This window comes from Streptomyces sp. NPDC002619, from assembly GCF_042889305.1.
GTDB lineage: Bacteria > Actinomycetota > Actinomycetes > Streptomycetales > Streptomycetaceae > Streptomyces.
Genome location: NZ_JBIAQV010000007.1, coordinates 52414 through 78156, shown reverse-complemented (window position 1 = coordinate 78156; position 25743 = coordinate 52414). Strand labels below are relative to the sequence as shown.

26 protein-coding genes are annotated in these 25743 nt (G+C 71.4%); 12 read left to right on the top strand and 14 right to left on the bottom strand.

Annotation, left to right across the window (positions count from 1 at the left end; genetic code table 11):
• The first annotated feature begins 62 nt into the window (after positions 1–62).
• Positions 63–509, top strand: a complete 447-nt coding sequence (locus tag ACFYXB_RS14645; RefSeq protein ID WP_389581697.1) for a DUF5990 family protein — start codon at positions 63–65, stop codon at positions 507–509.
• A 53-nt stretch (positions 510–562) separates the two neighbouring features.
• A complete protein-coding gene (locus ACFYXB_RS14640; RefSeq protein ID WP_389581694.1) occupies positions 563–1009 on the top strand; it encodes a type II toxin-antitoxin system PemK/MazF family toxin in 447 nt (148 codons plus the stop codon).
• Between the two features lie 131 nt (positions 1010–1140).
• Here ACFYXB_RS14640 and ACFYXB_RS14635 read toward each other — a convergent pair whose 3' ends face one another.
• Positions 1141–1971: a TIGR02452 family protein gene (locus ACFYXB_RS14635; RefSeq protein WP_389581691.1), complete on the bottom strand. Its 831-nt coding sequence runs from the start codon at positions 1969–1971 to the stop codon at positions 1141–1143.
• A gap of 272 nt (positions 1972–2243) precedes the next feature.
• Here ACFYXB_RS14635 and egtA point away from each other — a divergent pair, with 272 nt between their 5' ends.
• Genes egtA through egtD form a run of 4 tightly spaced genes read left to right on the top strand, consistent with a single transcriptional unit; the run spans position 2244 to position 6641 of the window.
• Positions 2244–3593 (top strand): ergothioneine biosynthesis glutamate--cysteine ligase EgtA, encoded by a 1350-nt coding sequence (gene egtA / locus ACFYXB_RS14630; protein ID WP_389581689.1) that lies wholly within the window; start codon positions 2244–2246, stop codon positions 3591–3593.
• The gene (gene egtB / locus ACFYXB_RS14625; RefSeq protein ID WP_389581687.1) at positions 3590–4906 is read left to right on the top strand and encodes an ergothioneine biosynthesis protein EgtB; all 1317 of its coding nucleotides are present in this window, start codon (positions 3590–3592) and stop codon (positions 4904–4906) included. Before egtA ends, egtB begins: the two co-directional genes overlap by 4 nt.
• Positions 4906–5682: an ergothioneine biosynthesis protein EgtC gene (egtC, locus tag ACFYXB_RS14620; RefSeq protein WP_389581685.1), complete on the top strand. Its 777-nt coding sequence runs from the start codon at positions 4906–4908 to the stop codon at positions 5680–5682. The genes egtB and egtC overlap by 1 nt, the downstream gene beginning before the upstream one ends.
• Complete coding sequence (egtD, locus tag ACFYXB_RS14615) at positions 5679–6641, top strand: L-histidine N(alpha)-methyltransferase (RefSeq protein WP_351361991.1); 963 nt, start codon at positions 5679–5681, stop codon at positions 6639–6641. The genes egtC and egtD overlap by 4 nt, the downstream gene beginning before the upstream one ends.
• 22 nt (positions 6642–6663) lie before the next feature.
• On the opposite strand, the gene ACFYXB_RS14610 is transcribed toward egtD, so the two are convergent.
• Positions 6664–7935: an extracellular solute-binding protein gene (locus ACFYXB_RS14610; protein ID WP_389581682.1), complete on the bottom strand. Its 1272-nt coding sequence runs from the start codon at positions 7933–7935 to the stop codon at positions 6664–6666.
• 212 nt (positions 7936–8147) lie between these two features.
• On the opposite strand from ACFYXB_RS14610, the gene ACFYXB_RS14605 reads away from it, so the two are divergent.
• Entirely contained in the window at positions 8148–8363 is a 216-nt protein-coding gene (locus ACFYXB_RS14605; protein WP_351361997.1) for a dodecin, read from the top strand.
• 49 nt (positions 8364–8412) lie between these two features.
• Here ACFYXB_RS14605 and ACFYXB_RS14600 read toward each other — a convergent pair whose 3' ends face one another.
• Together ACFYXB_RS14600 and ACFYXB_RS14595 are read right to left on the bottom strand one after the other, a co-directional pair.
• Positions 8413–8904: a hypothetical protein gene (locus ACFYXB_RS14600; protein ID WP_389581680.1), complete on the bottom strand. Its 492-nt coding sequence runs from the start codon at positions 8902–8904 to the stop codon at positions 8413–8415.
• Positions 8905–8950: 46 nt separating this feature from the next.
• Positions 8951–10009: a glycoside hydrolase family 25 protein gene (locus tag ACFYXB_RS14595; protein ID WP_389581677.1), complete on the bottom strand. Its 1059-nt coding sequence runs from the start codon at positions 10007–10009 to the stop codon at positions 8951–8953.
• Between the two features lie 204 nt (positions 10010–10213).
• Here ACFYXB_RS14595 and ACFYXB_RS14590 point away from each other — a divergent pair, with 204 nt between their 5' ends.
• From ACFYXB_RS14590 to ACFYXB_RS14580, 3 genes are all read left to right on the top strand, one after another.
• Positions 10214–11227 (top strand): LLM class flavin-dependent oxidoreductase, encoded by a 1014-nt coding sequence (locus ACFYXB_RS14590; RefSeq protein WP_389581674.1) that lies wholly within the window; start codon positions 10214–10216, stop codon positions 11225–11227.
• Between the two features lie 83 nt (positions 11228–11310).
• Complete coding sequence (locus ACFYXB_RS14585) at positions 11311–11502, top strand: antitoxin (protein WP_389581671.1); 192 nt, start codon at positions 11311–11313, stop codon at positions 11500–11502.
• Between the two features lie 88 nt (positions 11503–11590).
• Positions 11591–13921: an ATP-binding cassette domain-containing protein gene (locus ACFYXB_RS14580; RefSeq protein ID WP_389581668.1), complete on the top strand. Its 2331-nt coding sequence runs from the start codon at positions 11591–11593 to the stop codon at positions 13919–13921.
• Positions 13922–13966: 45 nt separating this feature from the next.
• On the opposite strand, the gene ACFYXB_RS14575 is transcribed toward ACFYXB_RS14580, so the two are convergent.
• From ACFYXB_RS14575 to ACFYXB_RS14565, 3 genes are all read right to left on the bottom strand, one after another.
• Complete coding sequence (locus ACFYXB_RS14575) at positions 13967–14812, bottom strand: lysophospholipid acyltransferase family protein (RefSeq protein ID WP_389581666.1); 846 nt, start codon at positions 14810–14812, stop codon at positions 13967–13969.
• Positions 14812–15582: a GNAT family N-acyltransferase gene (locus ACFYXB_RS14570; protein ID WP_351359911.1), complete on the bottom strand. Its 771-nt coding sequence runs from the start codon at positions 15580–15582 to the stop codon at positions 14812–14814. The genes ACFYXB_RS14575 and ACFYXB_RS14570 overlap by 1 nt, the downstream gene beginning before the upstream one ends.
• Positions 15583–15721: 139 nt before the next feature.
• Positions 15722–15811 carry an alpha/beta fold hydrolase gene (locus tag ACFYXB_RS14565; protein ID WP_389581662.1) on the bottom strand — a complete coding sequence of 30 codons (90 nt, stop codon included), beginning with the start codon at positions 15809–15811 and terminating at the stop codon, positions 15722–15724.
• A gap of 47 nt (positions 15812–15858) precedes the next feature.
• On the opposite strand from ACFYXB_RS14565, the gene ACFYXB_RS14560 reads away from it, so the two are divergent.
• Positions 15859–16131, top strand: coding sequence for an IclR family transcriptional regulator C-terminal domain-containing protein (locus ACFYXB_RS14560; RefSeq protein WP_389581660.1), 273 nt, complete (start codon positions 15859–15861; stop codon positions 16129–16131).
• 101 nt (positions 16132–16232) lie between these two features.
• On the opposite strand, the gene ACFYXB_RS14555 is transcribed toward ACFYXB_RS14560, so the two are convergent.
• The 3 genes from ACFYXB_RS14555 to ACFYXB_RS14545 are packed head-to-tail and all read right to left on the bottom strand — an operon-like array spanning position 16233 to position 19595.
• Complete coding sequence (locus ACFYXB_RS14555) at positions 16233–16982, bottom strand: succinate dehydrogenase/fumarate reductase iron-sulfur subunit (protein WP_351359917.1); 750 nt, start codon at positions 16980–16982, stop codon at positions 16233–16235.
• Positions 16979–18928, bottom strand: coding sequence for a fumarate reductase/succinate dehydrogenase flavoprotein subunit (locus tag ACFYXB_RS14550; protein ID WP_389581657.1), 1950 nt, complete (start codon positions 18926–18928; stop codon positions 16979–16981). Before ACFYXB_RS14550 ends, ACFYXB_RS14555 begins: the two co-directional genes overlap by 4 nt.
• Position 18929: 1 nt before the next feature.
• Positions 18930–19595 (bottom strand): succinate dehydrogenase, encoded by a 666-nt coding sequence (locus ACFYXB_RS14545; protein ID WP_389582095.1) that lies wholly within the window; start codon positions 19593–19595, stop codon positions 18930–18932.
• A 120-nt stretch (positions 19596–19715) separates the two neighbouring features.
• Between ACFYXB_RS14545 and ACFYXB_RS14540 the strand changes: the two genes are divergently transcribed.
• Entirely contained in the window at positions 19716–20600 is an 885-nt protein-coding gene (locus ACFYXB_RS14540) for a LysR substrate-binding domain-containing protein (protein ID WP_351359923.1), read from the top strand.
• Here the strand turns inward: ACFYXB_RS14540 and ACFYXB_RS14535 are convergent, their stop codons facing one another.
• From ACFYXB_RS14535 to ACFYXB_RS14520, 4 genes are all read right to left on the bottom strand, one after another.
• A complete protein-coding gene (locus ACFYXB_RS14535) occupies positions 20601–21380 on the bottom strand; it encodes an oxidoreductase (protein WP_389581655.1) in 780 nt (259 codons plus the stop codon). It abuts the gene before it with no gap.
• 99 nt (positions 21381–21479) lie between these two features.
• On the bottom strand, positions 21480–23618 hold the full coding sequence (locus ACFYXB_RS14530; protein WP_389581653.1) for a putative bifunctional diguanylate cyclase/phosphodiesterase: 2139 nt from the start codon (positions 23616–23618) through the stop codon (positions 21480–21482).
• Positions 23615–24427, bottom strand: coding sequence for an SAM-dependent methyltransferase (locus ACFYXB_RS14525; RefSeq protein WP_389581651.1), 813 nt, complete (start codon positions 24425–24427; stop codon positions 23615–23617). The genes ACFYXB_RS14530 and ACFYXB_RS14525 overlap by 4 nt, the downstream gene beginning before the upstream one ends.
• Positions 24428–24671: 244 nt before the next feature.
• Positions 24672–25628, bottom strand: coding sequence for an SCO0930 family lipoprotein (locus tag ACFYXB_RS14520; RefSeq protein ID WP_389581649.1), 957 nt, complete (start codon positions 25626–25628; stop codon positions 24672–24674).
• Positions 25629–25743: the final 115 nt, after the last annotated feature.

The window sequence follows — 25743 nt, the reverse complement described above, 5'->3', positions numbered from 1 at the left end:
CGGGATCCCCGGCTTCGAGGGTCCCGGTGCCGCTCCGTGCGCAGGGGGCCATGATGGTCGGCATGCGCATCCGCATCGACGGCGTCGACCTGCCCGGCCTCAGCTGCGCGCCCGCGCCGGGCGGTGGGGCGTACGAGAACATCCACGTGGCCGTCCAGCGGCGCAACCGGCCGGCCGAACTCCTCGATCCGCAGCCCGGCGACGCCCCGTCCGCGAGCTGGACGCTGGAGTGCTCCAGTGCCGGTGGCGATGTGAAGGGCCCGTATGTGCAGGGCCGGCCGGGCGAGCGGTTCCTCTATCTGTCGTGGGGCACGGTCGAGGCGTCGGGTGCCTTCACGATGTTCCGGCGCGCCAAGCTGATGCTCGGTGCCGTGCCCGCCGACGTGCTCGACGCGGCCGTACGTACCGGGCTGCTGGTCGGCCGGCTCGGGCTGACCGACCCGTGCGGCCATCCGCTGTGCGCAAGGGTCGTACCACCGGCGATCACCTGGACCGCACAAGACAGTTGACGCCCCGGTGCCCGCCGTCGGCCCCCGCGCGGCCAGGCTCTAAGGTGCCCCACGTGACTGCCTTTACCGATGAAGACATCCCCGGTCGCTTCGGGCCCACCGCCACCACCGAGGCCGAGCCGCGCGAGGTGGGCCGGGTGCGCACCGAGTACTCGCCCGCGCACGACGGCGACCCGGACCCCGGGGAGATCGTGTGGACCTGGGTGCCGTTCGAGGAGAACGACGGAAGGGGTAAGGACCGGCCGGTCCTCGTCGTCGCCCGGGAGGCCGCGGGCACCTTCCTCGCCGTTCAGCTGTCCAGCAAGCGGCACGACGGGGACCGGGAGTGGGTGGCGATCGGCAGCGGGCCGTGGGACCGCTCGGGACGCGACTCCTGGGTGGACGTGGACCGGGTGCTGCGGCTGCACGAGGAGGGCATGCGCCGGGAGGCGTGCGCGCTGGACCGGATGCGGTTCAACCTGGTCGTGCACCGGCTCCGGGAGCGCTACGGCTGGCGCTGAGCGCTCCGCTGGAATCGCGGTGACGAACTCTCGGGCCGGTGAGGGCTGGTCGCGCCCCGCGGCGGAGCCGCATATCGACGATGCCGCGCCCCTTGGGGGCGCGGCAGCGCACCGGAGCCAAGGCCGCTTGGTCACGGCCGCTGCCCAGGCGCCGGGAACGCCCGTACGAACGCCTCCCTGACCACCCTTCCCGACGTACGGTCCAGCACCCCGAACACCACGTGCTCGAAGGACCGCGCGAACCGTCCGCCGGGGCCCAGCAGGGTCCGGAAGGCGCCCGCCACCTGCGCCGGGTCGTTGCGGAACACCCCGCAGCCCCAGGCGCCCAGCACCAGTCGCCGGTAGCCGTGCGCGGCGGCGGTCTCCAGGACCCGCTGCGCGCGTACGGCGAGGGCGCCCGGCAGTTCGGGGGCGCGGTCCGGGGCCGTACGCAGCACGACTCCCGCGTTGGGGGCCGCCGCCGTGAGGAATCCGGCCGGGTGGGGCTCGTCGAGGAGGCGGCCCTTGTCGTCGCGGAAGACCGGCACGGCCGGTGAGTGGATGACCCGGTCGGTGTAGAACGGGTCTCGGTGGGCGCGGTGATGGTCGTAGAACTCCGGGGCCCGCAGCAGACAGGTGTACAGGGCGGAGCCGCGGCACAGGGCCTCTTCCTGGGCCTGGGCGCCATTGAGATAGCCGCCGCCAGGATTGCGGGCCGAGGCGAAGTTCAGGACGGCCACCGGTCCCGTGGCGGCCAGGCGGCGGGCGGCTTCGAGGCTGCTCTCGCCCGTGACCTCCACGGACATGTCCGCGGGCGCGACCGTGGGCACCTCGACCGGACCCGGACCGTACATGCGTGTTCCGGCGCGCGCGGCCTCGATCGCCGCCGCGAGTGACACCTCGCGTCCACCGGGTGCGCGATAGACGCCCGCAGCGACGATCAGTTCCGTCTCCTGTGCGATGCCGCGCAGGCGCGCGCTCACGGCGCCACCCCCGTGGACGCCGTGCACGCGCGCCGCGCGTTCTCCCCCGTCGTGCTCATGCAGGAATCCTGAGCGATGCTGGTGAGGCGGTGCAACGGAGTTTCCCGGCCCCGGAACGTTCCGGAAACACATATGAAAACGGAGATTGCCGATCCGGAACGTGCCGTTGCGCACCCTTGTGCGAATCGGTCCGAGGGTTTTGGGTGGGACGAGTGTGTGCCCGGCCCGACGACAAATCGGGTGGCATGGTGGAATCTCAGGAGGATCCCGACATGTCTGATTCCTCAAGTACCGGGGCGAGCGACTGTACGGACCCCCGTACCTCGCTCGCCGCAGCAGAGCTGGAGGCCTTGGTCCACGGCATCTGCTTCAAGACAGGACCGCCCCGCACCCTCGGGGTGGAAGTGGAATGGCTCATTCATGAGCTGCGCCGGCCGCGGCTCCCCGTGACAACCGAACGACTCGAAGCGGCCTACGCCGCACTCCGTACCGTGCCCCTGCAGTCGGCGCTCACCGTCGAACCCGGCGGTCAGCTGGAGCTGAGCTCCCCGCCCGCCGACTCTCTGATGGAGTGCATCGGTACCGTCTCCGCCGACCTGGACGCCGTACGCGCCGTCCTGGCCGACGACGGCCTCGGCCTCGTCGGCGTCGGCCACGATCCCTGGCACGCGCCACGCCGGTTCCTGCGCGAGCCGCGCTACGACGCCCTGGAGACCTGCCTGGACCGCACCGGCAGCGCCGGCCGCCACATGATGTGCGCCTCGGCCTCCGTCCAGGTGAGCCTGGACGCCGGGTACGAGGCGCCGGGACCGCTGGGCCACGTCCGGCGCTGGTGGCTGGCGCACCGACTGGGCCCGGTCCTGGTGGCCGCGTTCGCCAATTCCCCGCTGGTGGGAGGGCGCCCGACGGGCTGGGCGTCCACCCGGCAGCTGTTCTGGATGGAGATCGGCACCGGCCGGGCCGGCGCTCCCCCGCTGGACGGGGATCCGCGCGCCGCCTGGGCCCAGCACGTCATGGACGCCCCGGTCATGTGCATACGGCGCGACACCGGCCCGTGGGACGTACCCGACGGGCTGACGTTCCGCGAGTGGGCCCGGTCTGGGGCGCCCCGGCCGCCCACCCGGGAGGATCTCGACTACCACCTGACGACGCTGTTCCCGCCGGTCAGACCGCGTGGCCATCTCGAACTGCGCATGATCGACGCACAGCCCGGCGAGGACGGCTGGATCGTGCCGCTCGCCGTGACGGCCGCGCTGTTCGACGACCCGCAGGCCGCCGAGACCGCCTACCGGGCCATGAAACCGCTGGCCGAGCGCGCGCTCTCGCTGCCCGCGCCGCACAATCCGCTGTGGGCCGACGCGGCCCGCAGCGGCATGGGCGACACGGAGTTGCGCGAGGCGGCCGAGCTGTGTTTCCGGGCGGCTCTGGAGGCTCTGCCCCGGATCGGCGCCACCACCGAGGTCACGGACGCCGTCGCGGCGTATCTGGACCGCTACGTCATCCAAGGCCGTTGCCCCGCCGACGACCTGCTCGACAACCTGCGCGACCCGGTCCACCTCCGATCCCGGATTCACCCGGCCGGAGGAAGCGCCAGCACCCACGGGAAGGACACCCGAACATGACCGCCGCCGAGATGGACGTCGAGGCCGTCCGCGAGCGCGCCCTGTCCTCGCTCGTCACCGCCCGCGCCCGCACCACGCTGCTGACCAGCTGCGTCGAGGAGCCCGACCTCACCGCGCAGCACTCGCCGCTGATGTCGCCGCTGGTGTGGGACCTCGCCCATATCGGCAACCAGGAGGAGCTGTGGCTCCTCAGGGCGGTCGGCGGGCGCGAGGCGATGCGGCCCGAGATCGACAACCTGTACGACGCCTTCGAGCACCCGCGCGCCGAACGGCCCAGGCTGCCGCTGCTGCCGCCCGAGGAGGCCCGCAGGTACGCGGCTCAGGTGCGCGGGCACGTCCTCGACCTGCTGGAGAGCTCCGCGTTCCACGGCGCGCGCCTGACCGAGGCGGGCTTCGCCTTCGGGATGATCGCGCAGCACGAACAGCAGCACGACGAGACCATGCTGATCACCCATCAGCTCCGCAAGGGGCCGCAGGCACTGACCGCCCCGGACCCGGACCCGGTGCCGCCGTTCACCGGCCCGGCCGAAGTCCTGGTCCCCGGCGGCCCGTTCACCATGGGCACCTCCACCGAGCCGTGGGCGCTGGACAACGAACGCCCGGCGCACCGGCGCGAGGTGGCGCCGTTCCACATCGACACGACCCCGGTGACGAACGGCGCGTACCAGGCGTTCCTCGAGGACGGCGGCTACGACGACGAACGCTGGTGGACACCCGAAGGCTGGGCGCACATCCGGCAGAACGGCATCACCGCGCCGCTGTTCTGGCGCCGCGAGGGCGGGCAGTGGCTCAGGCGGCGCTTCGGGGTCACCGAGGTCGTACCGCCCGAGGAGCCGGTGGTGCATGTGTGCTGGTACGAGGCGGACGCGTACGCCCGCTGGGCCGGGCGGCGGCTGCCCACCGAGGCCGAGTGGGAGAAGGCGGCCCGGCACGACCCCGACCAGGACCGCTCGACGCGCTACCCGTGGGGCGACGCCGACCCGGCGCCGGAGCACGCCAACCTGGGACAGCGGCATCTGCGTCCGGCGCCGGCCGGCAGCTATCCGGCGGGTGAATCACCGCTGGGCGTACGGCAGTTGATCGGCGACGTGTGGGAGTGGACGGCGAGCGACTTCCTGCCGTACCCGGGGTTCACCGCATTCCCGTACAAGGAGTACTCGGAGGTGTTCTTCGGGTCCGAGTACAAGGTGCTGCGCGGCGGTTCGTTCGCCGTGGACGCGGTGGCCTGCCGGGGCACGTTCCGTAACTGGGACTATCCGATCCGGCGGCAGATCTTCTCCGGGTTCCGCACGGCCCGCTCGGCGGACGTCTGATGTGCCGGCATCTGGCGTATCTGGGACCCGAGGAGCCGCTCGGCCGACTCCTCGTGGAGCCCCCGCACGCGCTGTACCGCCAGTCGTGGGCGCCTCGGCGGCAACAACACGGGACGGTCAACGCCGACGGTTTCGGGGTGGGCTGGTACGCGCCGGGCGACCCGGCACCTGCCCGTTACCGGCGGGCCGGGCCGATCTGGGCGGACGTGTCCTTCGTGGACCTGGCCCGCGTCGTACGGACCGGTGCGCTGCTCGCCGCCGTACGGGACGCGACCGTGCCGGGTGCCGACGGGGAGGCCGCGGCCGCGCCGTTCACCGCGGACCGGTGGCTGTTCAGCCACAACGGCGCCGTGGCGGGCTGGCCGCAGTCGGCGGCGCCGCTCGTCCCGGGGCTGCCCCCGGTCGAGCTGCTGTCGATGGAGGCGCGCACCGACTCGGCGTTCGTCTGGGCCCTGGTCCTGCACCGGCTGCGCGCGGGCGACGACGCCGGGCGCGCGCTGGGCGAGACGGTCCGCGAGCTCGCGGAGGCGGCGCCCGCCTCCCGGCTCAACCTGCTGCTCACCGACGGCGAGACCATCGCCGCCACCACCTGGGGCGACACCCTCTGGTACCTGGCGGAGCCCGGCCGCAGCGCGGTCGTCGCCTCCGAGCCGTACGACGACGATCCGCGCTGGCAGGAGGTCCCCGACCGCACCCTGCTGACCGCCGACCGCACCGGCGTCCTGCTCACTCCGCTGAAGGACCAGGCACCCGCACCGAAGGAGCCTTGTACGTGAGTCCCCTGCACGTCACCCGCACACTCCCCGAGGACGCCACGGAGGCCGCGCTGCGCGCCGACGTCCACGACGGCCTCACCGCAACCCCCAAGACGCTGCCGCCGAAGTGGTTCTACGACGCCCGGGGCAGCGAGCTGTTCGAGCAGATCACCGAACTGCCCGAGTACTACCCGACGCGGGCCGAGCGCGAGATTCTCGCCGACCGGGCCGGTGAGATCGCGGCCGCGGCCGGGGCCCGCACCCTGGTCGAGCTGGGCTCCGGCTCCTCCGAGAAGACCCGTTACCTGCTCGACGCGTTCACCGACCTGGACACCTACGTCCCGGTCGACGTCAGCGAGAGCGCGCTCACCCAGGCCGGGCAGGCCCTCATCGAGGAGCGGCCGGGCCTGTCCGTGCACGCCCTGATCGCCGACTTCACGGCCCGGCTGTCGCTGCCCGAGACACCGGGTCCCCGACTGCTGGTCTTCCTGGGCGGCACGATCGGCAATCTGCTGCCGCCGGAGCGGGCCGTGTTCCTCGCCTCGGTCCGGGCGCTGCTGACGCCCGGCGACACCCTGCTGCTCGGCACGGACCTGGTCAAGGACGAGCAGGTCCTGGTCCGGGCGTACGACGACGCGGCCGGGGTCACGGCCGAGTTCAACAAGAACGTCCTGGCCGTCGTCAACCGTGAGCTGGGCGCCGACTTCGATCCCGGCGCCTTCGACCACGTCGCCCTGTGGGACGCCGGCAACGAGTGGATCGAGATGCGGCTGCGCTCCCGTACGGCGCAGACCGTGAAGGTGCCCGCGCTCGACCTGGCCGTGGACTTCGCGGCGGGCGAGGAACTGCGCACCGAGGTGTCCGCGAAGTTCCGGAAGGAGGGAGTGGCGGCGGAACTGGCCGCCGCCGGGCTGGAGTTGACCCACTGGTGGACCGACGCGCAGGGCAGGTTCGCGCTGTCGCTGAGCGCGGTCCGATGACTGGTGGTCGAGTGCCGCCGCCTCACGCGACGTTCGGGTCCAGCGCCTCGGTGATCCGCTGCGAGGCGCGGCGGGCCTCGGCCACCGGGTCGGCGCCGCCGAGCACCTTGGACATGTACTCCTTGATGGGGTTGTCGGCCTCGACCGCCGTCCACTGAGGTGTGCTGGGGGTCGCCCGGCCGTGCGCGGCTCCGGCCGCCATGGCGGCGGCCCCCTCCTCGCCGGCGACGGCGCTCGCCAGGGTCGTCTTGTTGGGGACGTAGCTCATGGTGCGGGCCAGGTCGGTGTCCCACTTGGCGCCGGTGAGCGCCGCGACGACGGCGACGGCCCGGTACCGCTGGTCGGTGTTGCGCGGGACGATCAGGTCGGAGCCGCCGGTGAAGACGGCACAGGGCCGATCGGCGGTCCGGCCCGGCACAGGGAAGAAGCCGAGCTTGTCCTTGAGTTCGGGGTTCTTCTCCACGATGGCCTGGGCGAGACCGGGCACGGCCACGATCTGCGCGACCCGGCCCTCCGCGAACACGCCCGACTGGGGCGGGTGTTCCTCGTCGGCACCGACCGGACCCTCGCCCAGGGCCTGCAGTTGCCGGTAGTAGTCCATGCCGCGCAGCGCGGCCGGACTGTCCATGGTGCCCTTCCAGAGGCCGCCGGACTCCTCGGCGAGGTCGCCGCCCTCGTCCCAGATGAACCCGGAGAGGGTGTACCAGTCCTGTCCGGCCAGGTAGATGCCCTGGTTGCCGCCGGAGTTGAGCTTCTCGGTGTCGGCGAGCCACCGCTCACGGGTCTTCGGCGGGGAGGTGATGCCGGCCTTCTCGAAGAGGTCCTTGCGGTAGATGACGACGCGGTTCGCGGCGTACCAGGGGACGCCGTACTGCTGTGTGCCCCAGCGGCCGGGGTCGGCGAGGCCGGGCAGCCACTTGTCCATGTCCCAGTCGCGCAGCGACTCCAGGGTGAGGTCGGTGAGCCGGCCGTCCTCGACGTACTGCGGGACCTGGGTGTTGCCGACCTCGATCACGTCTGGGGCGTTGTCCGGGTCGGCCTTGAGCGCGTTCTGCACCTTGTCGACGATGCCGGTCCACTGCTGGATCCGGATGTCGAGGCGGATGTCGTCGTGGGTGCGCTCGAAGTCCTCGGTGAACCGGCGCAGGAACTCCTGCGACGCGCTGTCCTTCATCAGCCACACGGTCACCGTGTGCCGTTCCGTCCCGCCCGGCAGGACGCCGCACCCGGCGGCGAGGACGGCGGACACACAGCCGAGGACGAGCAGACGACGTCGTACGAGTACCTGTCTCACGAGGGGTCCTGTTCTGTCTGACGGACAGCGGAAGGGGCCCGACGTGGGGGGACGAGCGAGCGCTCGCACGGGTGTCTGGATTTTGGTATGGACCAATGCGGAGGGTCAAGGGCTGTCGGCGGATCGTCTACGACGCCTCGCGGTCCGCCCATGCATACGGCACCGTGGAGTGACGCGTGACACATCCGTCGCGTACGGAGAGGAGCACCCGCATGACCGACCACACCTACCGGGTCACGGAGATCGTCGGCACCTCGCACGAGGGCATCGACCAGGCCATCCGCAACGGCATCACCCGCGCCGGCCAGACGCTGCGCAACCTGGACTGGTTCGAGGTGACCCAGGTCAGGGGCCAGATCGAGAACGGGCAGATCGAGCACTACCAGGTGTGTCTGAAGCTGGGCTTCCGCATCGAGGACGCGTCCTGACGCCGCTGCGGCTCAGATACGGCCGACGGCTCAGATAGGACGGGGCGGTTCAGGTGCGCCCCTCCCGCTCCTGCGCGTCCTCCAGCGCCGCGGACCGGTCGGCCCAGCGGGCCCGCAGGACGGTGAAACCTGCCCGCTCGGCCGCATCGCACACCAGCTCGTCGTCGTCCACGAGCAGCCGGACCTCCCGGTCGCGCGCCAGCCGGCGCAGGGTCTCCAGCTTGCTGTGCCGTGCGGGCCTCCTGTCGGCGTCCCGCCGCATGAACACGCGGCCGTGGGGCAGCCGCTGCGCCGCCAGCCAGTCGAGGGTGTCGCGCCGGCAGCGCTCGGGCCGGCCGGTGAGGTAGACGACCTCGCACTCCCGCGCGCTCTCCTTGGCCAGCGCCAGACCCTCGGCCAGCGGCGGGTCCTGCGGGGCGGCGGCGAAGAAGCCGTCCCAGTCCCGCGGCTGGCGCTCCAGGAACCGCTGACGGTGCGCCGTGTCGGCAAGGGTGTTGTCGAGATCGAACACGACGACCGGCCGCCCGCTGCTGTCTGTCACCCGGCTCACCCTAGTGAGCGCACCGAATCACGAGTGGCCGAGGGGTTCAGCTCTCCTTCCAGACCAGTGCGGTCAGGACGGCGCTGGCGACGGTCACCTTGGCGCTGGACTGGTTCAGGAGCCTCACCCGCATGCCGTGGCCCCGTGCGAGGCGCTTCGTCAGGGGCAGGACGGCGAAGGCGCCGCCGGGCGTGCCGATGATCTCGTGGATGGGGTGGTCGGCCTTGTGGGTGTCGCCCTCGTACTCGGACATACGAGCCTGGACGACCGCGCCGACCGGGAGCCCCGTGATGGACAGGCTGATGCTGCCGGTGAAGCGGGACGCGCCGTGTACGAAGACGCTGCCGCCGGTGACGTGGTCGCCGGTCTCGTCGGTCCACTCCTTGGTGTACTCGATCGAGTCCCAGCCGCCGGGGTTGAGGGTGTAGGGCTTGGCCAGCCCGAGGTTCACGTACTGGGGCATGTCGTCCTCCTCGGTGTCGCCCGCGGCCCAGGCGCGCAGCCCGGACGCGGACAGATAGGCGATGGATCGGTCCATGGGCTGGCTGGTGAACTGCCAGATGAGCGGGGCCACTCCGCTGGGCGCGGGCCGGGCGGCGGCCTCGGCCCTGCTGAAGTCGGCGGCGCCCCAGGGGTAGGCGGGATACCAGAGCGGCACGGCGGAGGGCATGTGTCCGGCGGCGATGTCGGACGCGCTGGTGTAGACGCCGACGCGCTGGCCGGGGAACGCGGCCCGGACCGCCTTGATCCAGGCGGTGGCCCAGGCCTTGATCTGGGCGGCGCTGCGGCCGTTGTAGTTGCGGCCGTCGCTGTAGCGCTCGAGGTCCAGCCAGTGCGTGAACCCCTTGCCCGCGTGCGGCTTGACGGCGCCGATGTAGTTCGCGGCCTCGAGGTCGACGTCCTGGTTGGGCCATGCGAAGTGGTAGGCGCCGGGCACCAGCCCGGCCTTGATGATTCCCGAGATGTGCGTGTCGAACTTGGTGTCCCGGCTGTGCTGTCCCTCGGTCGCCTTGGCGAAGGCGAACACCACACCGTCGGACTTGTGGGCGGCCCAGTCCTGGGTTCCCTGGTAGGCGGACACGTCGATGCCACGGCAGGTGGCCATCCGCACCTCCTCCTTCTGTGTCTGCGCGCAGCCCGGATCCTACGCAGGATCGATCAAGTGCCGGGCCACGATCGCAAATTCGGCACTCCAACGAACTAGCTGTGGCCACCGGTCCGGCTGGAAGAAGCAGGGCACGCACGGTGTCCGGGGACGGACGCCGGGTGACCGCGGGAATCCCGGGCCCGCGCGGGTGTTGAACCTTGGGTGAGCTCGCTGATCGATCGGACCCGGTTCTCCGTCCTCGACCGTTCCCGCACCCGCGAGGGGTACCCGCACGCCGAAGCGCTGCGGGACACCGTCGTGCTGGGGCGGGAGCTGGAGGCGCTCGGCTACCACCGCGTGTGGGTCTCCGAGCACCACGGGGTGCCCGGGGTCGCCGGGTCCGCGCCGACGGTGCTCGCCGCCGCCGTGGCCGGGGCGACCCGGTCGATCCGGGTCGGCACCGGTGGGGTCATGCTGCCCAATCACCAACCCTTGGTGGTGGCCGAGCAGTTCGGGGTGTTGGAGGCACTGTTCCCGGGGCGGATCGACATGGGTCTCGGGCGTTCCGTGGGCTTCACCGAGGGGGTGCGCAAGGCGCTGGGCCGGGACAAGGACGACGCCGAGGACTTCGCGGCCCAGCTCGACGAACTCCTCGGCTGGTTCCGGGGCACCTCGCCGACCGGGGTGCACGCCCGCCCGGCGGAGGGCCTGTACGTCCCGCCGTTCGTGCTGGCCATGGGCGAGGGCGCCGAGATCGCGGCCCGCGCCGGGCTGCCGATGGTCATCGGCGACCTCAGGAACCGCGAGAAGATGCGGCGCGGCATCGACCACTACCGCTCCCGCTTCCGCCCCTCCCCCTGGGCGCCGGAGCCGTATGTGGTCATCTCGGGCACGATCGCGGTGGCCGCCACTCCCGAGGAGGCCCGTCGGCTGCTGGTCCCGGAGGCCTGGTCGATGGCGTACTCGCGCACGCACGGCACGTTCCCGCCGCTGCCGCCAGCCGAGGACGTCGAGGCCCGCGCCATGACCGCCAAGGAGCGCGGCCTCTACGAGTCAGGTCTCGCCGGACAGCTCGCAGGCACGGAGGAGCAGGTCGCCGACGAACTGGAGGCGGTGCTGAAGGAGACGGACGCCCAGGAGGTCCTCGTCACCACCAGCACGTACGACCGCACGGCCCTGATCGACTCCTACCGGCGGCTCGCCCGGATCGCGCGCCTGGAGCCCACCACCGCCTGAAGCCGATGCCCTCCGAGATGCGGACCGGGGCGGAGACGGTGACCCTGGGATACGGAGCCTCTATCTCAGTGAGGAGGGTTGCCATGTCCTTCATGGACAAGATCAAGGGCATGCTCAAGGGCCACGAGGACCAGGCCGGCAAGGGCATCGACAAGGCGGGCGACTACGGCGACCAGAAGACCGGCAACAAGTACCAGTCGCAGGTCGACACCGCCCAGCAGAAGCTCAAGGACGAACTCGGCGGCTCGGAGCGGGACACCCCTCCGCATCCGTAACCACCAGGTCAGCGGGGCTGCGGGCGGGACGAGGGGCTAGAATCGCAGGGTTTGTCCCGCCCGGCCGGCCCCTGTGGAGTTCCCCCTGATGCACAGCCCCCACGACCCCTACGTCCGCGTCCGGGGCGCCCGCGAGCACAACCTCAAGGGCGTCGACGTGGACATTCCGCGGGACGTGCTGGCCGTGTTCACCGGGGTGTCCGGCTCGGGCAAGTCGTCGCTCGCCTTCGGCACGATCTACGCCGAGGCCCAGCGGCGCTACTTCGAGTCGGTGGCGCCGTACGCCCGCAGGCTCATCCACCAGGTGGGCGCGCCGAAGGTCGGGGAGATCACCGGGCTGCCGCCCGCGGTCTCGCTCCAGCAGCGCCGCTCGGCCCCCACCTCGCGCTCCTCCGTCGGCACGGTCACCAACCTGTCGAACTCCCTGCGCATGCTGTTCTCGCGCGCCGGTGACTATCCGCCCGGCGCCGAGCGGCTCGACTCCGACGCCTTCTCCCCCAATACGGCCGCGGGTGCCTGCCCGGAGTGCCACGGGCTCGGTCAAGTGCACCGGACGTCCGAGGAGTTGCTGGTCCCCGACCCGTCCCTGTCGATCCGGGACGGCGCGATCGCCGCCTGGCCGGGCGCCTGGCAGGGCAAGAACCTGCGCGACATCCTCGACGCGCTCGGATACGACGTGGACCGTCCGTGGGGCGAACTGCCCGCCGAGGAGCGGGAGTGGATCCTGTTCACGGAGCAGCAGCCCGTCGTCACCGTGCATCCGGTGCGGGACGCCGACCGCATCCAACGGCCGTACCAGGGCACGTACATGAGCGCGCACCGATACGTGATCAAGACGTTCTCGGACTCCAAGAGCCCGGCCCTGCGGGCGAAGGCCGAGCGCTTCCTGACGAGCGCGCCCTGTCCGGTGTGCGGGGGCAGCAGGCTACGGCCCGAGGCCCTCGCCGTCACCTTCGCGGGCCGTACGATCGCCGAGCTGGCCGCGCTGCCGCTGGCGGACCTGGCGGGCCGGCTCGACGGCGGGCCCGAGACCACGCGCGTCCTCACCGAGGACCTGAAGTCGCGGATCGCGCCGGTCGTCGAACTCGGCCTCGGCTATCTGAGTCTCGACCGGGCGACCCCGACCCTCTCGGCGGGCGAGCTGCAACGGCTGCGTCTGGCCACGCAGTTGCGTTCCGGTCTGTTCGGTGTGGTGTACGTCCTGGACGAGCCGTCGGCCGGGCTGCACCCGGCGGACACCGCTGCGCTGCTGACGGTGCTGGCGCGGCTGAAGGCGGCGGGCAACTCGGTGTTCGTGGTCGAGCACCACCTGGACGTGGTGCGCGGCGCCGACTGGGTGGTGGACGTGGGCCCCCGCGCGGGCGAGCACGGCGGCGAGGTGCTGCACAGCGGCCCGGTACCGGGCCTGGCGGCGGTCCCGGAGTCGGCGACCGCCCGATTCCTCTTCGACCGCGCCCCTGCCCCGGTGCGCGAACCGCGCACGCCGCGTGGCTGGTTGAAGGTCGGCCCGGTGACGCGGCACAACCTGCGCGAGGTGACCGCCGAGTTCCCGCTCGGCGCGTTCACCGCGGTCACGGGCGTGTCCGGGTCGGGGAAGTCCACGCTCATCGGCGAGATCACCGAGGAACGGCAAGGGGTCGATCGGCTCGTGTCCGTCGACCAGCGGCCGATCGGACGCACCCCGCGCTCCAACCTGGCGACGTACACAGGGCTGTTCGACGTCGTACGGAAGGTGTTCGCGGCCACCGACGACGCGCGGAAGCGCGGTTACGGCGTCGGGCGGTTCTCCTTCAACGTGGCGGGAGGGCGCTGCGAGACCTGTCAGGGCGAGGGTTTCGTCAGCGTGGAGCTGCTGTTCCTGCCGAGCACCTACGCGCCGTGCCCGGACTGCGGCGGGGCGCGCTACAACCCCGAGACGCTTCAAGTGACGTACCGGGGGCGGAACATCGCGCAGGTCCTGGACCTGACGGTGGAGGGTGCCGCGGAGTTCTTCGCGGACACCCCGGCGGTGGCCCGAAGCCTCGGCACGCTGCTCGACGTGGGGCTCGGCTATCTGCGACTCGGGCAGCCCGCGACCGAGCTGTCCGGCGGTGAGGCCCAGCGCATCAAGCTGGCGAGCGAGTTGCAGCGGGGGCGGCGCGCGCACACCCTCTATCTGCTCGACGAGCCGACGACCGGACTGCACCCGGCCGACGTGGAGGTGCTGATGCGCCAGCTGCACGGGCTGGTCGACGCCGGGCACACCGTCGTGGTGGTCGAGCACGACATGACCGTGGTGGCGGGCGCCGACTGGGTGGTCGACCTCGGTCCGGGCGGCGGCGACCAGGGCGGGCGGATCGTGGCGGCGGGGCCTCCGGCCGAGGTGGCCCGGACGGAAGGCAGCGCGACGGCACCGTATCTGGCCCGTGTCCTGGGCTGAGACTCCTCAGGCCGGGGACACGCGGCGACCACGGTGCCGACGTGCTCAGGCGGCTTCCGGTGCGGGCTCGCCGATCGGCGACGGGGAGCTGACCAGGGCCGTATGGGTCCAGTCCGGCTCGCCCCCGGTCGGTTGCGCGGCGCGGGCCAGGGCGCGACGGTCGGGGTGGCTGCCCGGCGTGATCTCCGGCAGTACCTCCACCTCGGCCACCAGGCCGCGCGCCGTGGCCACCCGCCACATCGAGGCCAACAGGGTGTCCTCGCCCACGAATGCGGGCGCGGTGGTGGCCGGTCCCCCGTCGACCCGGTAGTGCAGCCGGACGGGCTGGACGGGGACACCGGCGTCGAGCGCGGCCTGGAAGACGGCCCGGTGGAAGCGGCCGTGCGCGCGCCCGCACCAGGTGCTGCCCTCGGGGAAGGCGACGACTGCCGCGCCGTCCCGCAAGGCCCCGGCGATGCGGGCGACCGTCTCCGGAAGCGCCCGCAGCCGGTCCCGCTCGATGAACAGGACACCGCTGCGGGCCGCCAGCGCACCGGCCACGGGCCACTGCCGTATCTCCGTCTTGGCGAGCATCCGCGCCGGGCGCACGGCGCCCAGCAGCGGGATGTCCAGCCAGGAGATGTGGTTGGCCACCAGGAGCAGCCCGCCCGTGGGTGCCGCGGCGCCGGTGACGGTGACCCGGACTCCGGTGGCCCGCACGATCGCCCGGCACCAGCGCCCGACGAGATCGGCGGGGATGCGCCCGCCGAACGGCGTCAGCACGACCCCGGCGAGGACCAGGAGCACGACCCCGGTGAGCCGCAGCACGGCACGCGGTACGGCCGTGACGGACGCGGTCGGTTCCACGCACGCCCTGGGGGTGCAGGGCGCGCTGGGCAGCCAGACGCTCATCAGGAGGGCACGAGCGAGAGGAAGTGCTTCAGATAGCGCGGGTTGACCCGGCGCATCGACAGCAGCACGTACAGGTCGGCGACCCCGAAGTCCGGGTCGTGCGCGGGTTCGCCGCAGACCCAGGCGCCCAGGCGCACATAGCCGCGCAGAAGGGCGGGGAGCTCGGTGCGGCCGGCCGGGGCCTCGGCGTTCGGGATCCAGGGCAGCAGCGGCCGCACCCGGAACTCCTCCGGAGCCAGGTGCTTGTCCTTCACACGCTCCCAGGTGCCGGTGGCCAGCGCGCCGCCGTCGGCGAGCGGGACGGAACAGCAGCCCGCCAGCCACTCGTGGCCGCGGTCCACCATGTAGCGGGCTATGCCGGCCCAGATCAGGCCGATGACGGTGCCGTCGCGGTGGTCGGGGTGCACGCAGGAGCGGCCGACCTCGACCAGGCCTGGCCGGATCCCGTCGAGCGCGCTCAGGTCGAACTCGCCCTCGGAGTAGAGTCGCCCGGCGACCGCGGCGCGCTCCGGCGGCAGCAGCCGGTAGGTGCCGACGACCTGCCCGGTCACGGTGTCGTTCACGAGCAGATGGTCGCAGTACGCGTCGAAGGGGTCGATGTCGTGGCCCGGCTGCGGGGTGGACAGCAGGGCGCCCATCTCACCGGCGAAGACGTCGTGCCGCAGCCGCTGGGCGGCCCGCACGTCTGCCTCGTCACGGGCGAGCGTGACGGTGTAGCGGGTGGGCGCCGCGGGCTGCGGGGGACGGTCGAGGGTGGAAACGCCGGTCATGGCTCTCTCCTGGTCACGGGCCGGTGCGGCGACGTCGGGGACAACCCCAGTTCTTCCGACGCCGGTTGGCGGGCACGTGACCTGTGCCAGGAGAGCGGATGTGCGGTTGTTGAACGGGTGGGGTCCGGGGAACTCCAGGTCAGTTGTTCGCCACGAAGTCTACGACCAACCGGTTGAATTCGTCGGCGTGCTCGATCATCACCCAGTGGCCGCAGTGGTTGAGCAGCACCAGCCGGGTGTCGCGGATGTTCGCCGGCAGGTAGAGCGAGTTCTCGAATGGGACGCCCGCACACGGTGGTGGCGCCGGGCATCCTGCGCCGGCAGTTGCAGCGGGTGACCGAGACGGGGGTGGCGTTCCAGCGGGAGGAGTCGGCGGTTGGGCTGGTGTGCGTGGCCGCACCGGTGCTGGGCCGCCGGGACGAGCCACTGGCCGCGATCAGCGTGGCCGGACCCACCAGCAGGTTCCGCCCCGGGGGCCAGGCGACGGCAGTACGCGCGGCGGCCGCGGCGCTGGGCAGCACCCTGATCCGGCGCGACTCCCAGCGGTGAACCGCCGTGGAAAACCGCCGCGGGAATGCGAGACGGGGCCGGGGAGCACCACCCCGGCCCCGCCCGTCCGCACGGTGTCGGCGAACGTCTGTGGATCGCGTCTAACGCTTGGCGACCTTCCGGGTGGCCCGCAGCCACTCCTTGTTCATGCTGGTGATGGACATGAGCGGAATCCCCTTCGGGCACGCGGTGGCGCACTCGCCGGTGAGCGTGCAGCCTCCGAAGCCCTCCTCGTCCATCTGCGCCACCATGTCGAGGACGCGGGTCTCCCGCTCGGGCGCACCCTGCGGCAGCACGTTGAGGTGGTTGATCTTCGCAGACGTGAACAGCATCGCCGCCCCGTTGGGACACGCGGCCACACACGCCCCGCAGCCGATGCACTCGGCGTGCTCGAAGGCGAAGTCGGCGTCCGGCTTCGGCACCGGCGTGGAGTGGGCCTCGGGCGCGGCACCCGTCGGCGCTGTGATGTAGCCGCCGGCCTGGATGATCCGGTCGAACGCGGACCGGTCCACGACCAGGTCCTTGATCACCGGGAACGCGGACGCCCGCCACGGCTCGATGTCGATCGTGTCGCCGTCCTTGAAGGACCGCATGTGCAGCTGGCAGGTGGTGGTGCGCTCGGGTCCGTGCGCGTCGCCGTTGATGACGAGCGAGCACGCGCCGCAGATGCCCTCGCGGCAGTCGTGGTCGAAGGCGACCGGGTCCTCGCCCTTGAGGATGAGCTCCTCGTTGAGCGTGTCGAGCATCTCCAGGAAGGACATGTCGGAGGAGATGCCGTCCACCTCGTACGTGGACATGGCGCCGTCGGCGTCGGCGTTCGGCTGCCGCCAGACGCGCAGGGTGAGCTTCATGCGTAGCTCCGCTGAGTGGGGTGGACGTACTCGAAGACCAGGTCTTCCTTGTGCAGGGTCGGGGCCTCGCCCGTACCCGTGAACTCCCAGGCGGCCGCGTACGAGAACTCGTCGTCCTTGCGGGCGGCCTCCCCGTCGGGGGTCTGCGACTCCTCGCGGAAGTGGCCGCCGCAGGACTCGGCGCGGTGCAGTGCGTCGAGGCACATCAGCTCGGCGAGCTCGAGGTAGTCGACGATGCGGTTGGCCTTCTCCAGCGACTGGTTGAACTCCTCGCCGGTGCCGGGCACCTTGATGCGCCGCCAGAACTCCTCGCGGATCTGCGGGATGCGCTCCAGCGCCTTGCGCAGTCCGGAGTCGGTGCGCGCCATGCCGCAGAACTCCCACATGAGTTCGCCGAGTTCGCGGTGGAAGGAGTCGGGAGTGCGGTCGCCGTCGACGGCGAGCAGCTTCTCGACCCGCCCCTCGGTCTCGGCCACGACCTCGCGTACGGCGGGGTGTTCGGCGGTGACCGCTTCCTGGTGCGGGTTGCGGGCCAGGTAGTCGTTGATGGTGGCCGGGAGGACGAAGTAGCCGTCCGCCAGGCCCTGCATCAGGGCGGAGGCGCCGAGGCGGTTGGCGCCGTGGTCGGAGAAGTTGGCCTCGCCGATCGCGAACAGGCCCGGGATCGTGGTCTGCAGGTCGTAGTCGACCCACAGGCCGCCCATCGTGTAGTGCACGGCGGGGTAGATGCGCATCGGCACCTCGTACGGATCCTCGTCGGTGATCCGCTGGTACATGTCGAAGAGGTTGCCGTACTTGGCCTCGACGGCCTTACGGCCCATGCGCCTGATCGCGTCCGCGAAGTCCAGGTAGACGCCCTGGCCGCCGGGGCCCACTCCCCTGCCCTCGTCGCAGACGTTCTTCGCGGCGCGGGAGGCGATGTCGCGCGGGACCAGGTTGCCGAAGGACGGGTAGATGCGCTCCAGGTAGTAGTCGCGCTCCTCCTCGGGGATCTGGTTCGGCGGCCGGGTGTCGCCCTTGGCCTCGGGCACCCAGATCCGGCCGTCGTTGCGCAGCGACTCGCTCATCAGCGTCAGCTTGGACTGGTGGTCGCCGGTGCGCGGGATGCAGGTCGGATGGATCTGGGTGAAGCACGGGTTGGCGAAGTAGGCGCCGCGCCGGTGTGCCCGCCAGATGGCGGTGGCGTTGGAGTTCATGGCGTTCGTCGACAGATAGAAGACGTTGCCGTAGCCGCCGCTCGCCAGGACGACCGCGTCCGCGAAGTACGTGTCGATCTTCCCGGTGATCAGGTCGCGGGCGACGATGCCGCGGGCCCGGCCGTCGATGACGATCAGGTCGAGCATCTCGGTGCGCGGGTGGATCTCCACGTTGCCGGCGGCGATCTGCCGGGACAGCGCCTGGTAGGCGCCCAGCAGCAACTGCTGGCCCGTCTGGCCGCGGGCGTAGAACGTGCGCGACACCTGGACGCCGCCGAAGGAGCGGGTGTCGAGCAGACCGCCGTACTCCCGGGCGAACGGCACGCCCTGCGCCACGCACTGGTCGATGATCTCGACCGAGATCTGGGCCAGGCGATGGACGTTGGACTCGCGCGCCCTGAAGTCGCCGCCCTTGACGGTGTCGTAGAAGAGGCGGTGGACGGAGTCGCCGTCGTTGCGGTAGTTCTTCGCGGCGTTGATGCCGCCCTGCGCAGCGATCGAGTGGGCGCGGCGCGGGGAGTCCTGGTAGCAGAACTGGACGACGTGGTAGCCCTGTTCGGCAAGGGTGGCACCGGCGGAGCCGCCCGCGAGGCCGGTACCGACGACGATCACCGTGTGCTTGCGCCGGTTGGCCGGGTTGACCAGCTTGGCCTCGAAACGGCGTGTGTCCCAGCGCTCGTTGATCGGTCCTGAGGGCGCCTTGCCGTCGGTGACGGGCGCGCCGGTCTCGTAGTCCACGTAGGTAGTCATGTCAGCTCACCACTCCGGTCATGACGCCCACGGGTACGGCGATGAAGCCGGCCGTGAGCAGCAGCGCGAGAACGTCGGCGACGGTCTTCAGGGCGCGGGTGCGGCTGCTGGCGCCGAGGGTCTGGGCGGCGCTCCAGAAGCCGTGCCGGATGTGCAGGCCGAGCGCGAGCATCGCGACGATGTAGATCACGTTGCCGTACCAGGTGGAGAAGGTGTCCACGACATTCTGGTACGGGTGCCCCTCCTGGAAGCCGCCGGAGTGCACGGTGCCGGTGGTCAGGTCCAGGATGTGCCAGACGATGAACAGGCCGAGGATGATCCCGCCCCAGCGCATGGTGCGCGTGGCGTAACTCGCGCTCGGCTTCTTGTGCACGTACTTGGTGGGGCGCGCCTTGATGTCACGCCTGCTGAGCTGGTACGCGGACGTGGCGTGGGCGACCACGGCGACCACCAGGACGACGCGGATGATCCACAGCGTCCACTCATAGTGCATGAACGGCTCGCCGATGGTGCGCAGCCAGTGGGCGTAGTAGTTGAAGTCGCCCGCCCCGAAGTAGATCTTCAGGTTGCCGATCATGTGGACGACCAGGTAGAGCAGCATGATCAGCCCGCTGACCGCCATCACGGCCTTCTTGCCGACGGAGCTGTCCCACATCGTGCGCGCCATGGACGGCCGTCGGTCCGTCCGCGTTGCCAGTGCCATGACTCAGCACGCTAGGGCCGAACGGCCCCATCGGTCCAAGACATGGAATCCCTCGTTTCCATAGGCCAGAGCTATGGTGGCTTGGTGCACTTCCATCAGCTCCAGTACTTCGTGGCGGTCGCCGAGACCCGGCACTTCACCCGGGCCGCCGAACTGGTCCATGTCGCGCAGCCGTCGCTGTCCCAGCAGATCAAGGCGCTGGAGCGGGAGCTCGGGGCGGATCTCTTCCTGCGGGCGCGGGGCAACATCACGCTCACCGACGCGGGCGAGGCGCTGCTGCCGCTGGCCCGGCGGATCCTGGCCGACGCGGACACGGCCCGGCAGGAGGTGCAGGAGCTGGTGCAGCTGCGCAGCGGCCGGATCCGGCTGGGCGCCACGCCGAGTCTGTGCACCGGCCTGCTGCCCGATGTGCTGCGCGCCTTCCACGACCGCTATCCGGGCATCCGGCTGCTGATCGAGGAGGGCGGCTCCCACGACCTCGTACGGGAACTCGCTCGCGGTGCCCTCGACCTCGCCCTGATCGTCCTGCCTCTGCCGACCCCGTCCCCCGCCCTGACCACGGTGGAACTGCTGCGCGAGGACCTGGTGGTGGTGTCGTCACCGGAGGCGCAGCCGCCCGGCCGGGGCGGGCGGCACGTGCGGATCGCCGACCTGGAGGGTGAGCGCCTGGTGATGTTCCGGCACGGCTACGACCTGCGGGAGCTGACCGTGGCGGCCTGCCGTGCGGAGGGCTTCGAGCCGACGCTCGCGGTGGAGGGGGGCGAGATGGACGCGGTGCTCGGGTTTGTGCGGGCGGGGCTGGGCCTCGCCGTGGTGCCGCAGATGGTCGCCACGCGATCGGGGCGGGGGCTGCGGGTCACTCCGCTGGCCCGACCCGGGCTGCACCGGGCGATCGGTCTGGCGCACCGCAGCGACGTGGCTCCGCCGCGGGCGGCGCGTGAGCTTCAGCGGATGCTGCTCGAGCGGTGATCACCAGGTCGGGATGAGGCCACCGTCGATCACGAAATCGCTGCCGGTGATGTTGGCTGCACGGTCCCCTGCCAGGAACACGACCAGCTCCGCCACCTCTTGTGGCTTGGTGAAGCGGCCGGTGACCATGGACGACTTCGCCCCGGCCACGACGTCCTCGGGTGAGCTGCCCGCCGCGGCCGACACGGTGTGGGCCACCCCGCCCCCGCCGAGCCACAGATCCGTCTCGACCGGACCCGGGCTCACCGTGTTGAGGCGGATGCCCTTGGGGCCGACCTCCTTGGACAGGGCCTTGCAGAAGGCGACCAGGGCGGCCTTGCCGGCGCTGTAGTCGATCACCAGCGGGTCGGGCAGCGTGGCGTTGACGGAGGCGATCGTGACGATCGAGCCCCGGCCCGCTTCGAGCATCGGCGGCAGGGCGGCGCGGGTGACCCGCACGGCCGCGAGGAAGTTCAGATCGAGCGTCCGCTGCCACTCCTCGTCGGTGACCGTCAAGAAGCCACCGGTGCGGGGCGGGGCCGTGCCGACGTTGTTGACCAGGATGTCCACGCGACCCCGGGCGGCCGCGACCAGTTGCTCGGCCGCGGCGGGCTCGCTCAGGTCGACGGGCACCCAGGTCACCGAGCCCTGATCCACCAGCACGTCCAGGTCCTTCGACGACGTACGGGACCCGGCGACCACACTCGCTCCCGCGCCGACCAGCGCCTCGGTCACCGCGAGTCCGATGCCCTTGCTCGCGCCGGTCACGACGGCGGTCCTGCCCTGGAGTTCGTTGCCCATGTCGTCGGCTCCTTCGGTAGGGATCGGGGTACGACCGCGCACGGAACGGGCCCGGCAGCCACACTGCCAGGCCCGCGACGGCTACACAGGACAAGCCATTCAGCCCGTCGCGTCCACCAGCGCCAGGTCGTGCAGCCGCTCCGGCGGGCCCGGGCGGGCGTAGTACCAGCCCTGGGCCGTGTCGCAGCCGAGTATGCGGAGTTGCTCGGCCTGGGCGCCCGTTTCCACGCCCTCCACGGTGACCGCCAGATCGAGGCTGTGGGCGAGAGAAACGATCCCCTCCACGATCTTGAGGTCGACCGGGTCCACCGGGAAGCGCTGCATGCTCTCGGTGAAGGACCGGTCCAGCTTGAGGACGCGCACCGGCAGGCGGCGCAGGTTGGCGAGGTTCGAATAGCCCGTGCCGAAGTCGTCCAGGGCGATGTCCACGCCCATCTCCGCGAGCCGGCGCAGCGGCTTGAGGAGGTCGTCGTCGGCACCGATGAGGGCCGACTCCGTGACCTCGAGGCACAGCGAGTCCGGCTGGACGCCCGTGCGCTCGAGGATCTCCACCGTGTCCTGGACCAGACCGGGGTGGCTGAGCTGGCACGGGGACAGGTTGACGTTGATGCGCAGCGGGCCGTCGGCCGTGACGTACCGCTCCCGCCACTCGCGGGCCTGACGCACCGACTCCTCCAGGACCCAGCGGCCGAGCGGCACGATGAGACCGGTGTGTTCGGCGAGCGGGATGAACCGGTCGGGGCCGAGGACGCCGTGCTGCGGATGCAGCCAGCGCACGAGCGCCTCGGCGCCGCGGACACTGCCGTCGCCGAGGTGGACCAGCGGCTGGTACTCGATGAAGAACTCGCCCCGGTCCAGGGCCGCGGGCAGCGCCGTGGTCAGCCCGTGCCGGGTGATGGCGCGGGCGTCCGCCTCGGGGTCGGCCAGCTCGAAGCGGTTGCCGCCCGCCGACTTGGCCCGGTACATGGTGATGTCGGCGCTGCGCAGCACCTCGGCCGGAGTGCGCTCGCCCGCCGGGCCCTCGACGACGCCGATGCTGCCGCGCACGAGCAGGTCGCGACCGTCGATGCTGACCGGAGTGACGAGCGCGTGCATGATGCGCTCGGCCAGCTCGTCGACCTCGCGCTCGGTAGCGGGCCCGGTGGTCAGCGCCACGAACTCGTCGCCGCCGAGCCGGGCGACCATCTCACCGGGCGCGGTGGCGCAGGCCTGCAGCCGGTCGGCGACCTCGACGAGCAGCCGGTCGCCCGCCGCGTGACCGAGGCTGTCGTTGATAGTCTTGAAGCCGTCCAGGTCTAGATAGCACAGCCCGAAGCGCTGGCCCTCGCCGGCGCCCAGCGCCTTCTCCAGGCGCTCGAAGAACAGGGTGCGGTTGGGCAGTCCGGTGAGCGCGTCGTGCGTGGCCTCGTAGCGCAGCCGCAGATTGAGCAGCCGCCGCTCGGTGGTGTCCTCCATGAGGGCCAGCTGGTACTCCGGGTTGCCGTCGGCGTCGCGCAGCAGGGAGACGGTCAGATTGGTCCACAGGACCGTTCCGTCAGGGCGGTTGAATGCCTTCTCCACGTGGTAGTGCTCGCGCTCGCCGCGCACCAGCTCGTCGTACAGCCGCCAGGTCTGTGGGGCGTCATCGGGGTGCGACCAGGCCGGCACCCGGCGGCCGCGCAGCGACTGCTCGGTGAGCCCGAACATGCGCAGCAGCGCCTCGTTGACCTGGAGCACGTTGCCCTCCAGGTCGGCGATGCCGATCCCTATCGCCGCCCCCTCGAACAACGCGCGGAAGCGGGCCTCGCTGGCGTGCAGCGCCTGCGCGACGACGCCCTGCGCGCGCAACGCGGCCTGGGCGATGGCCTCCTGCTCGGCCAGCGTGCGGTCGCGCAGCGCCTCGGCGAACCCGGCGGCCATGGCGTGCTGCAGCCGCGAGGAGCGCATCCGCAGCTCGTCCTGGGGTCCGTCTTCGCCGCAGTAGAGCACCAGGTAGGCGTCGACGCAGTCCAGGGTGCGGCTGAGCGCCTCGGGGTCGGTGCAGTGCGCGTCGATCAGCGCGGCACCGACCGCCTTCGCCTCGTCGGCCTCGAAGCCGCGCCGCCGCAGCGACGTGCTCAACCGGCGGGCGAGCGGCAGGAGTTGCTCCTCGAGCTCCGGCCGGGTCAGCGACGTCGAGGTCACCGGGAAGACGGCCCGGCTCCAGATCGTCGCGAACCGGCGCAGTCTGTCCTCCGGCCCGTCCGGCTCCGCGCTCACGCCGTACGCCCCACGCCGCCGAACCCGGAGAAGGCATACGGGTCCTCGTCCTCCGGCGCCGTCTGCGGCCGCCAGTGCGGCATCGGCACCAGTCCGGGTTCCACCATGTCGTACCCCTTGAAGAACCGCGCGATCTCGTCGCGCGAGCGCATGATCAGCGGGTTGCGAATGTCCTTGTACACGTCCACCGCGCCCTCGGCCCGCTCCGCCGGCAACGGGATTCCCTCGTACGAGGCATGCGTGAGGATCAGGAGGCTGCCGGGCGCCAGTGCCTGGCTCAGCTCCGCCACCGCAGCGTAGGGGTCGTCCGCGTCTTCCACGAAGTGCAGTATGGCAACGAGAAGCAGCGCCACTGGCCGATTCAGGTCGATTAGGCGCTCGACCTGGGGGCTCGACAGGATCTCGTGGGGCTTGCGGAGGTCGGCGGCCACCACGTCGACGTCGTCGTTGCCCTCCAGGACCGCCTGGCTGTGCGCCACGGCCACCGGGTCATGGTCGACGTACACGACGCGGGAGCCGGCCAGTTGGGCCTGGGCGACCTCGTGGACGTTGCCGAACGTGGGGATGCCGGAGCCGATGTCGAGGAACTGGTCGATGCCTTCGTCGACGGCGAAACGCACCGCGCGGCGCATGAACGCCCGGTTCGCCTGCATGATCTTCGGAAGCCCCGGCAGGAATTCCATGGCCTTGCGGGCCGCCTCGCGGTCGACCTCGAAATTGTGCGAACCGCCCAGGTAGAAGTCATAGATACGCGAAACGCTCGGCACCGAGATGTCGATGCTCCGTGGGGCCCAGGCGGGACGTTCCATGTATCGCTCCAAGGCGTAGGCGACAGGGACAGGCGATCCGGTGTTCGAGCTGAGGCTACTGATCGCCCGCCAACGGAGCGACCCGAAACGGAAATTGACCATCCGTTCCCGGTCATGCCTTGTCGCCGACGGTTTCGCCTGGACGCTCCGGGTCCATGCCAACGGTCCGCCCCCTCCCCGCGGTGCGGAGGGGGCGGACCTGGGGACGGGCGCCTTGAGTGAACTAACCCTGGGGAGGTGATCTCTACTTGGGCGCGCCGACCGGCTTGCCGTCGGGCGCCACGGCGTACCACGTGCCGCCGACGCCCTGACCGTTGGTGTCACCGGGGGCCGAGTCCCCGGAGAAGGTGTAGATGGGCCAGCAGTTCACGGTCATCTGCTTGGTGCCGTCGGGGCGGGTGAAGCCCATCAGGCCCTTCTTCTGCACGCCCTTGGTGTCGTTCGCGTTCACCGGGGCGACGGCGGGCCACTTCTCGAGGCAGGCTCCGGTGCAGTTCGAGACGGACTCGGGCCAGGCCTTGTCCTTGAGGAAGCGGTAGACCGTCATCCCGTTCTTGTCGACGACGATCTCGCCGAGCTCGGGGTCCTTGCGGGTGGACAGGCCGGGCAGGTCGGACAGTTTCGCCTTCTTGCCGTCGGGGGCGAGCGCGAACCACTTGCCGCCCACGCCCTGACCGCCCACGTCACCGGCGTTGAGGTCCTTCGCGTAACGGTAGGCGGGCCAGCCGCCGACGGTCAGCTGCTTGGTGCCGTCGGCTCGGGTGACCTCGCCGAGGAGCGCCTTGTCGATGCCGGCGCCGGCCGTGGCGTCGTCCGCGGGGACCGGCGGCCAGGTGGTGGCACAGTCGCCGTCGCAATTCGACTTGGGCGGTTTTGCGGTGTCCGCGTCGAAACGGTAGAGGGTGAGACCGGACTCGTCGGACAGCACCTTGCCCAGCTCGGGGTTGGTGGCCACGGACAGTTGGCCCGCGGGGCTCGCCGGGGTCGGGGAGCTCGAACTCTGACTGCCGTCGGCGCCGTAACCGTTGCCCACACCGGTTCCGGTGCCGACGCTGCCGTAATCGCCCGCCGCGGCCGTGGCACCGACGTTCTGGGCCGCCGACGACGGAGTGGTGGCATTGTCCTGACCGCAGGCCGTGGTCAGGGCCAGCACCGAAGCGGCCGTCGCCACCAATGAGGCGGTCCGCCAGGAGGTCTTCATCGTCAACTCCCCATTATCGCCTGGATGTTGCGGCGACCACTGCGCTGCCGCACGACACTGGGTACGGACGTGACGGGGCGGTGTGTTCAACGGGCGCACGAATTTCTTTCCGGCT

Coding starts and splice junctions, on each gene's coding strand:
- ACFYXB_RS14570 (WP_351359911.1), bottom strand. CDS start 15,582: ATGACCGGCGTTTCCACCCTCGACCGTCCCCCGCAGCCCGCGGCGCCC.
- ACFYXB_RS14605 (WP_351361997.1), top strand. CDS start 8,148: ATGACCGACCACACCTACCGGGTCACGGAGATCGTCGGCACCTCGCAC.
- ACFYXB_RS14580 (WP_389581668.1), top strand. CDS start 11,591: ATGCACAGCCCCCACGACCCCTACGTCCGCGTCCGGGGCGCCCGCGAG.
- ACFYXB_RS14560 (WP_389581660.1), top strand. CDS start 15,859: ATGGGACGCCCGCACACGGTGGTGGCGCCGGGCATCCTGCGCCGGCAG.
- ACFYXB_RS14555 (WP_351359917.1), bottom strand. CDS start 16,982: ATGAAGCTCACCCTGCGCGTCTGGCGGCAGCCGAACGCCGACGCCGAC.
- ACFYXB_RS14535 (WP_389581655.1), bottom strand. CDS start 21,380: ATGGGCAACGAACTCCAGGGCAGGACCGCCGTCGTGACCGGCGCGAGC.
- egtC (WP_389581685.1), top strand. CDS start 4,906: ATGTGCCGGCATCTGGCGTATCTGGGACCCGAGGAGCCGCTCGGCCGA.
- ACFYXB_RS14520 (WP_389581649.1), bottom strand. CDS start 25,628: ATGAAGACCTCCTGGCGGACCGCCTCATTGGTGGCGACGGCCGCTTCG.
- ACFYXB_RS14645 (WP_389581697.1), top strand. CDS start 63: ATGCGCATCCGCATCGACGGCGTCGACCTGCCCGGCCTCAGCTGCGCG.
- ACFYXB_RS14595 (WP_389581677.1), bottom strand. CDS start 10,009: ATGGCCACCTGCCGTGGCATCGACGTGTCCGCCTACCAGGGAACCCAG.
- ACFYXB_RS14585 (WP_389581671.1), top strand. CDS start 11,311: ATGTCCTTCATGGACAAGATCAAGGGCATGCTCAAGGGCCACGAGGAC.
- ACFYXB_RS14575 (WP_389581666.1), bottom strand. CDS start 14,812: ATGAGCGTCTGGCTGCCCAGCGCGCCCTGCACCCCCAGGGCGTGCGTG.
- ACFYXB_RS14550 (WP_389581657.1), bottom strand. CDS start 18,928: ATGACTACCTACGTGGACTACGAGACCGGCGCGCCCGTCACCGACGGC.
- ACFYXB_RS14525 (WP_389581651.1), bottom strand. CDS start 24,427: ATGGAACGTCCCGCCTGGGCCCCACGGAGCATCGACATCTCGGTGCCG.
- egtA (WP_389581689.1), top strand. CDS start 2,244: ATGTCTGATTCCTCAAGTACCGGGGCGAGCGACTGTACGGACCCCCGT.
- ACFYXB_RS14545 (WP_389582095.1), bottom strand. CDS start 19,595: ATGGCGCGCACGATGTGGGACAGCTCCGTCGGCAAGAAGGCCGTGATG.
- egtB (WP_389581687.1), top strand. CDS start 3,590: ATGACCGCCGCCGAGATGGACGTCGAGGCCGTCCGCGAGCGCGCCCTG.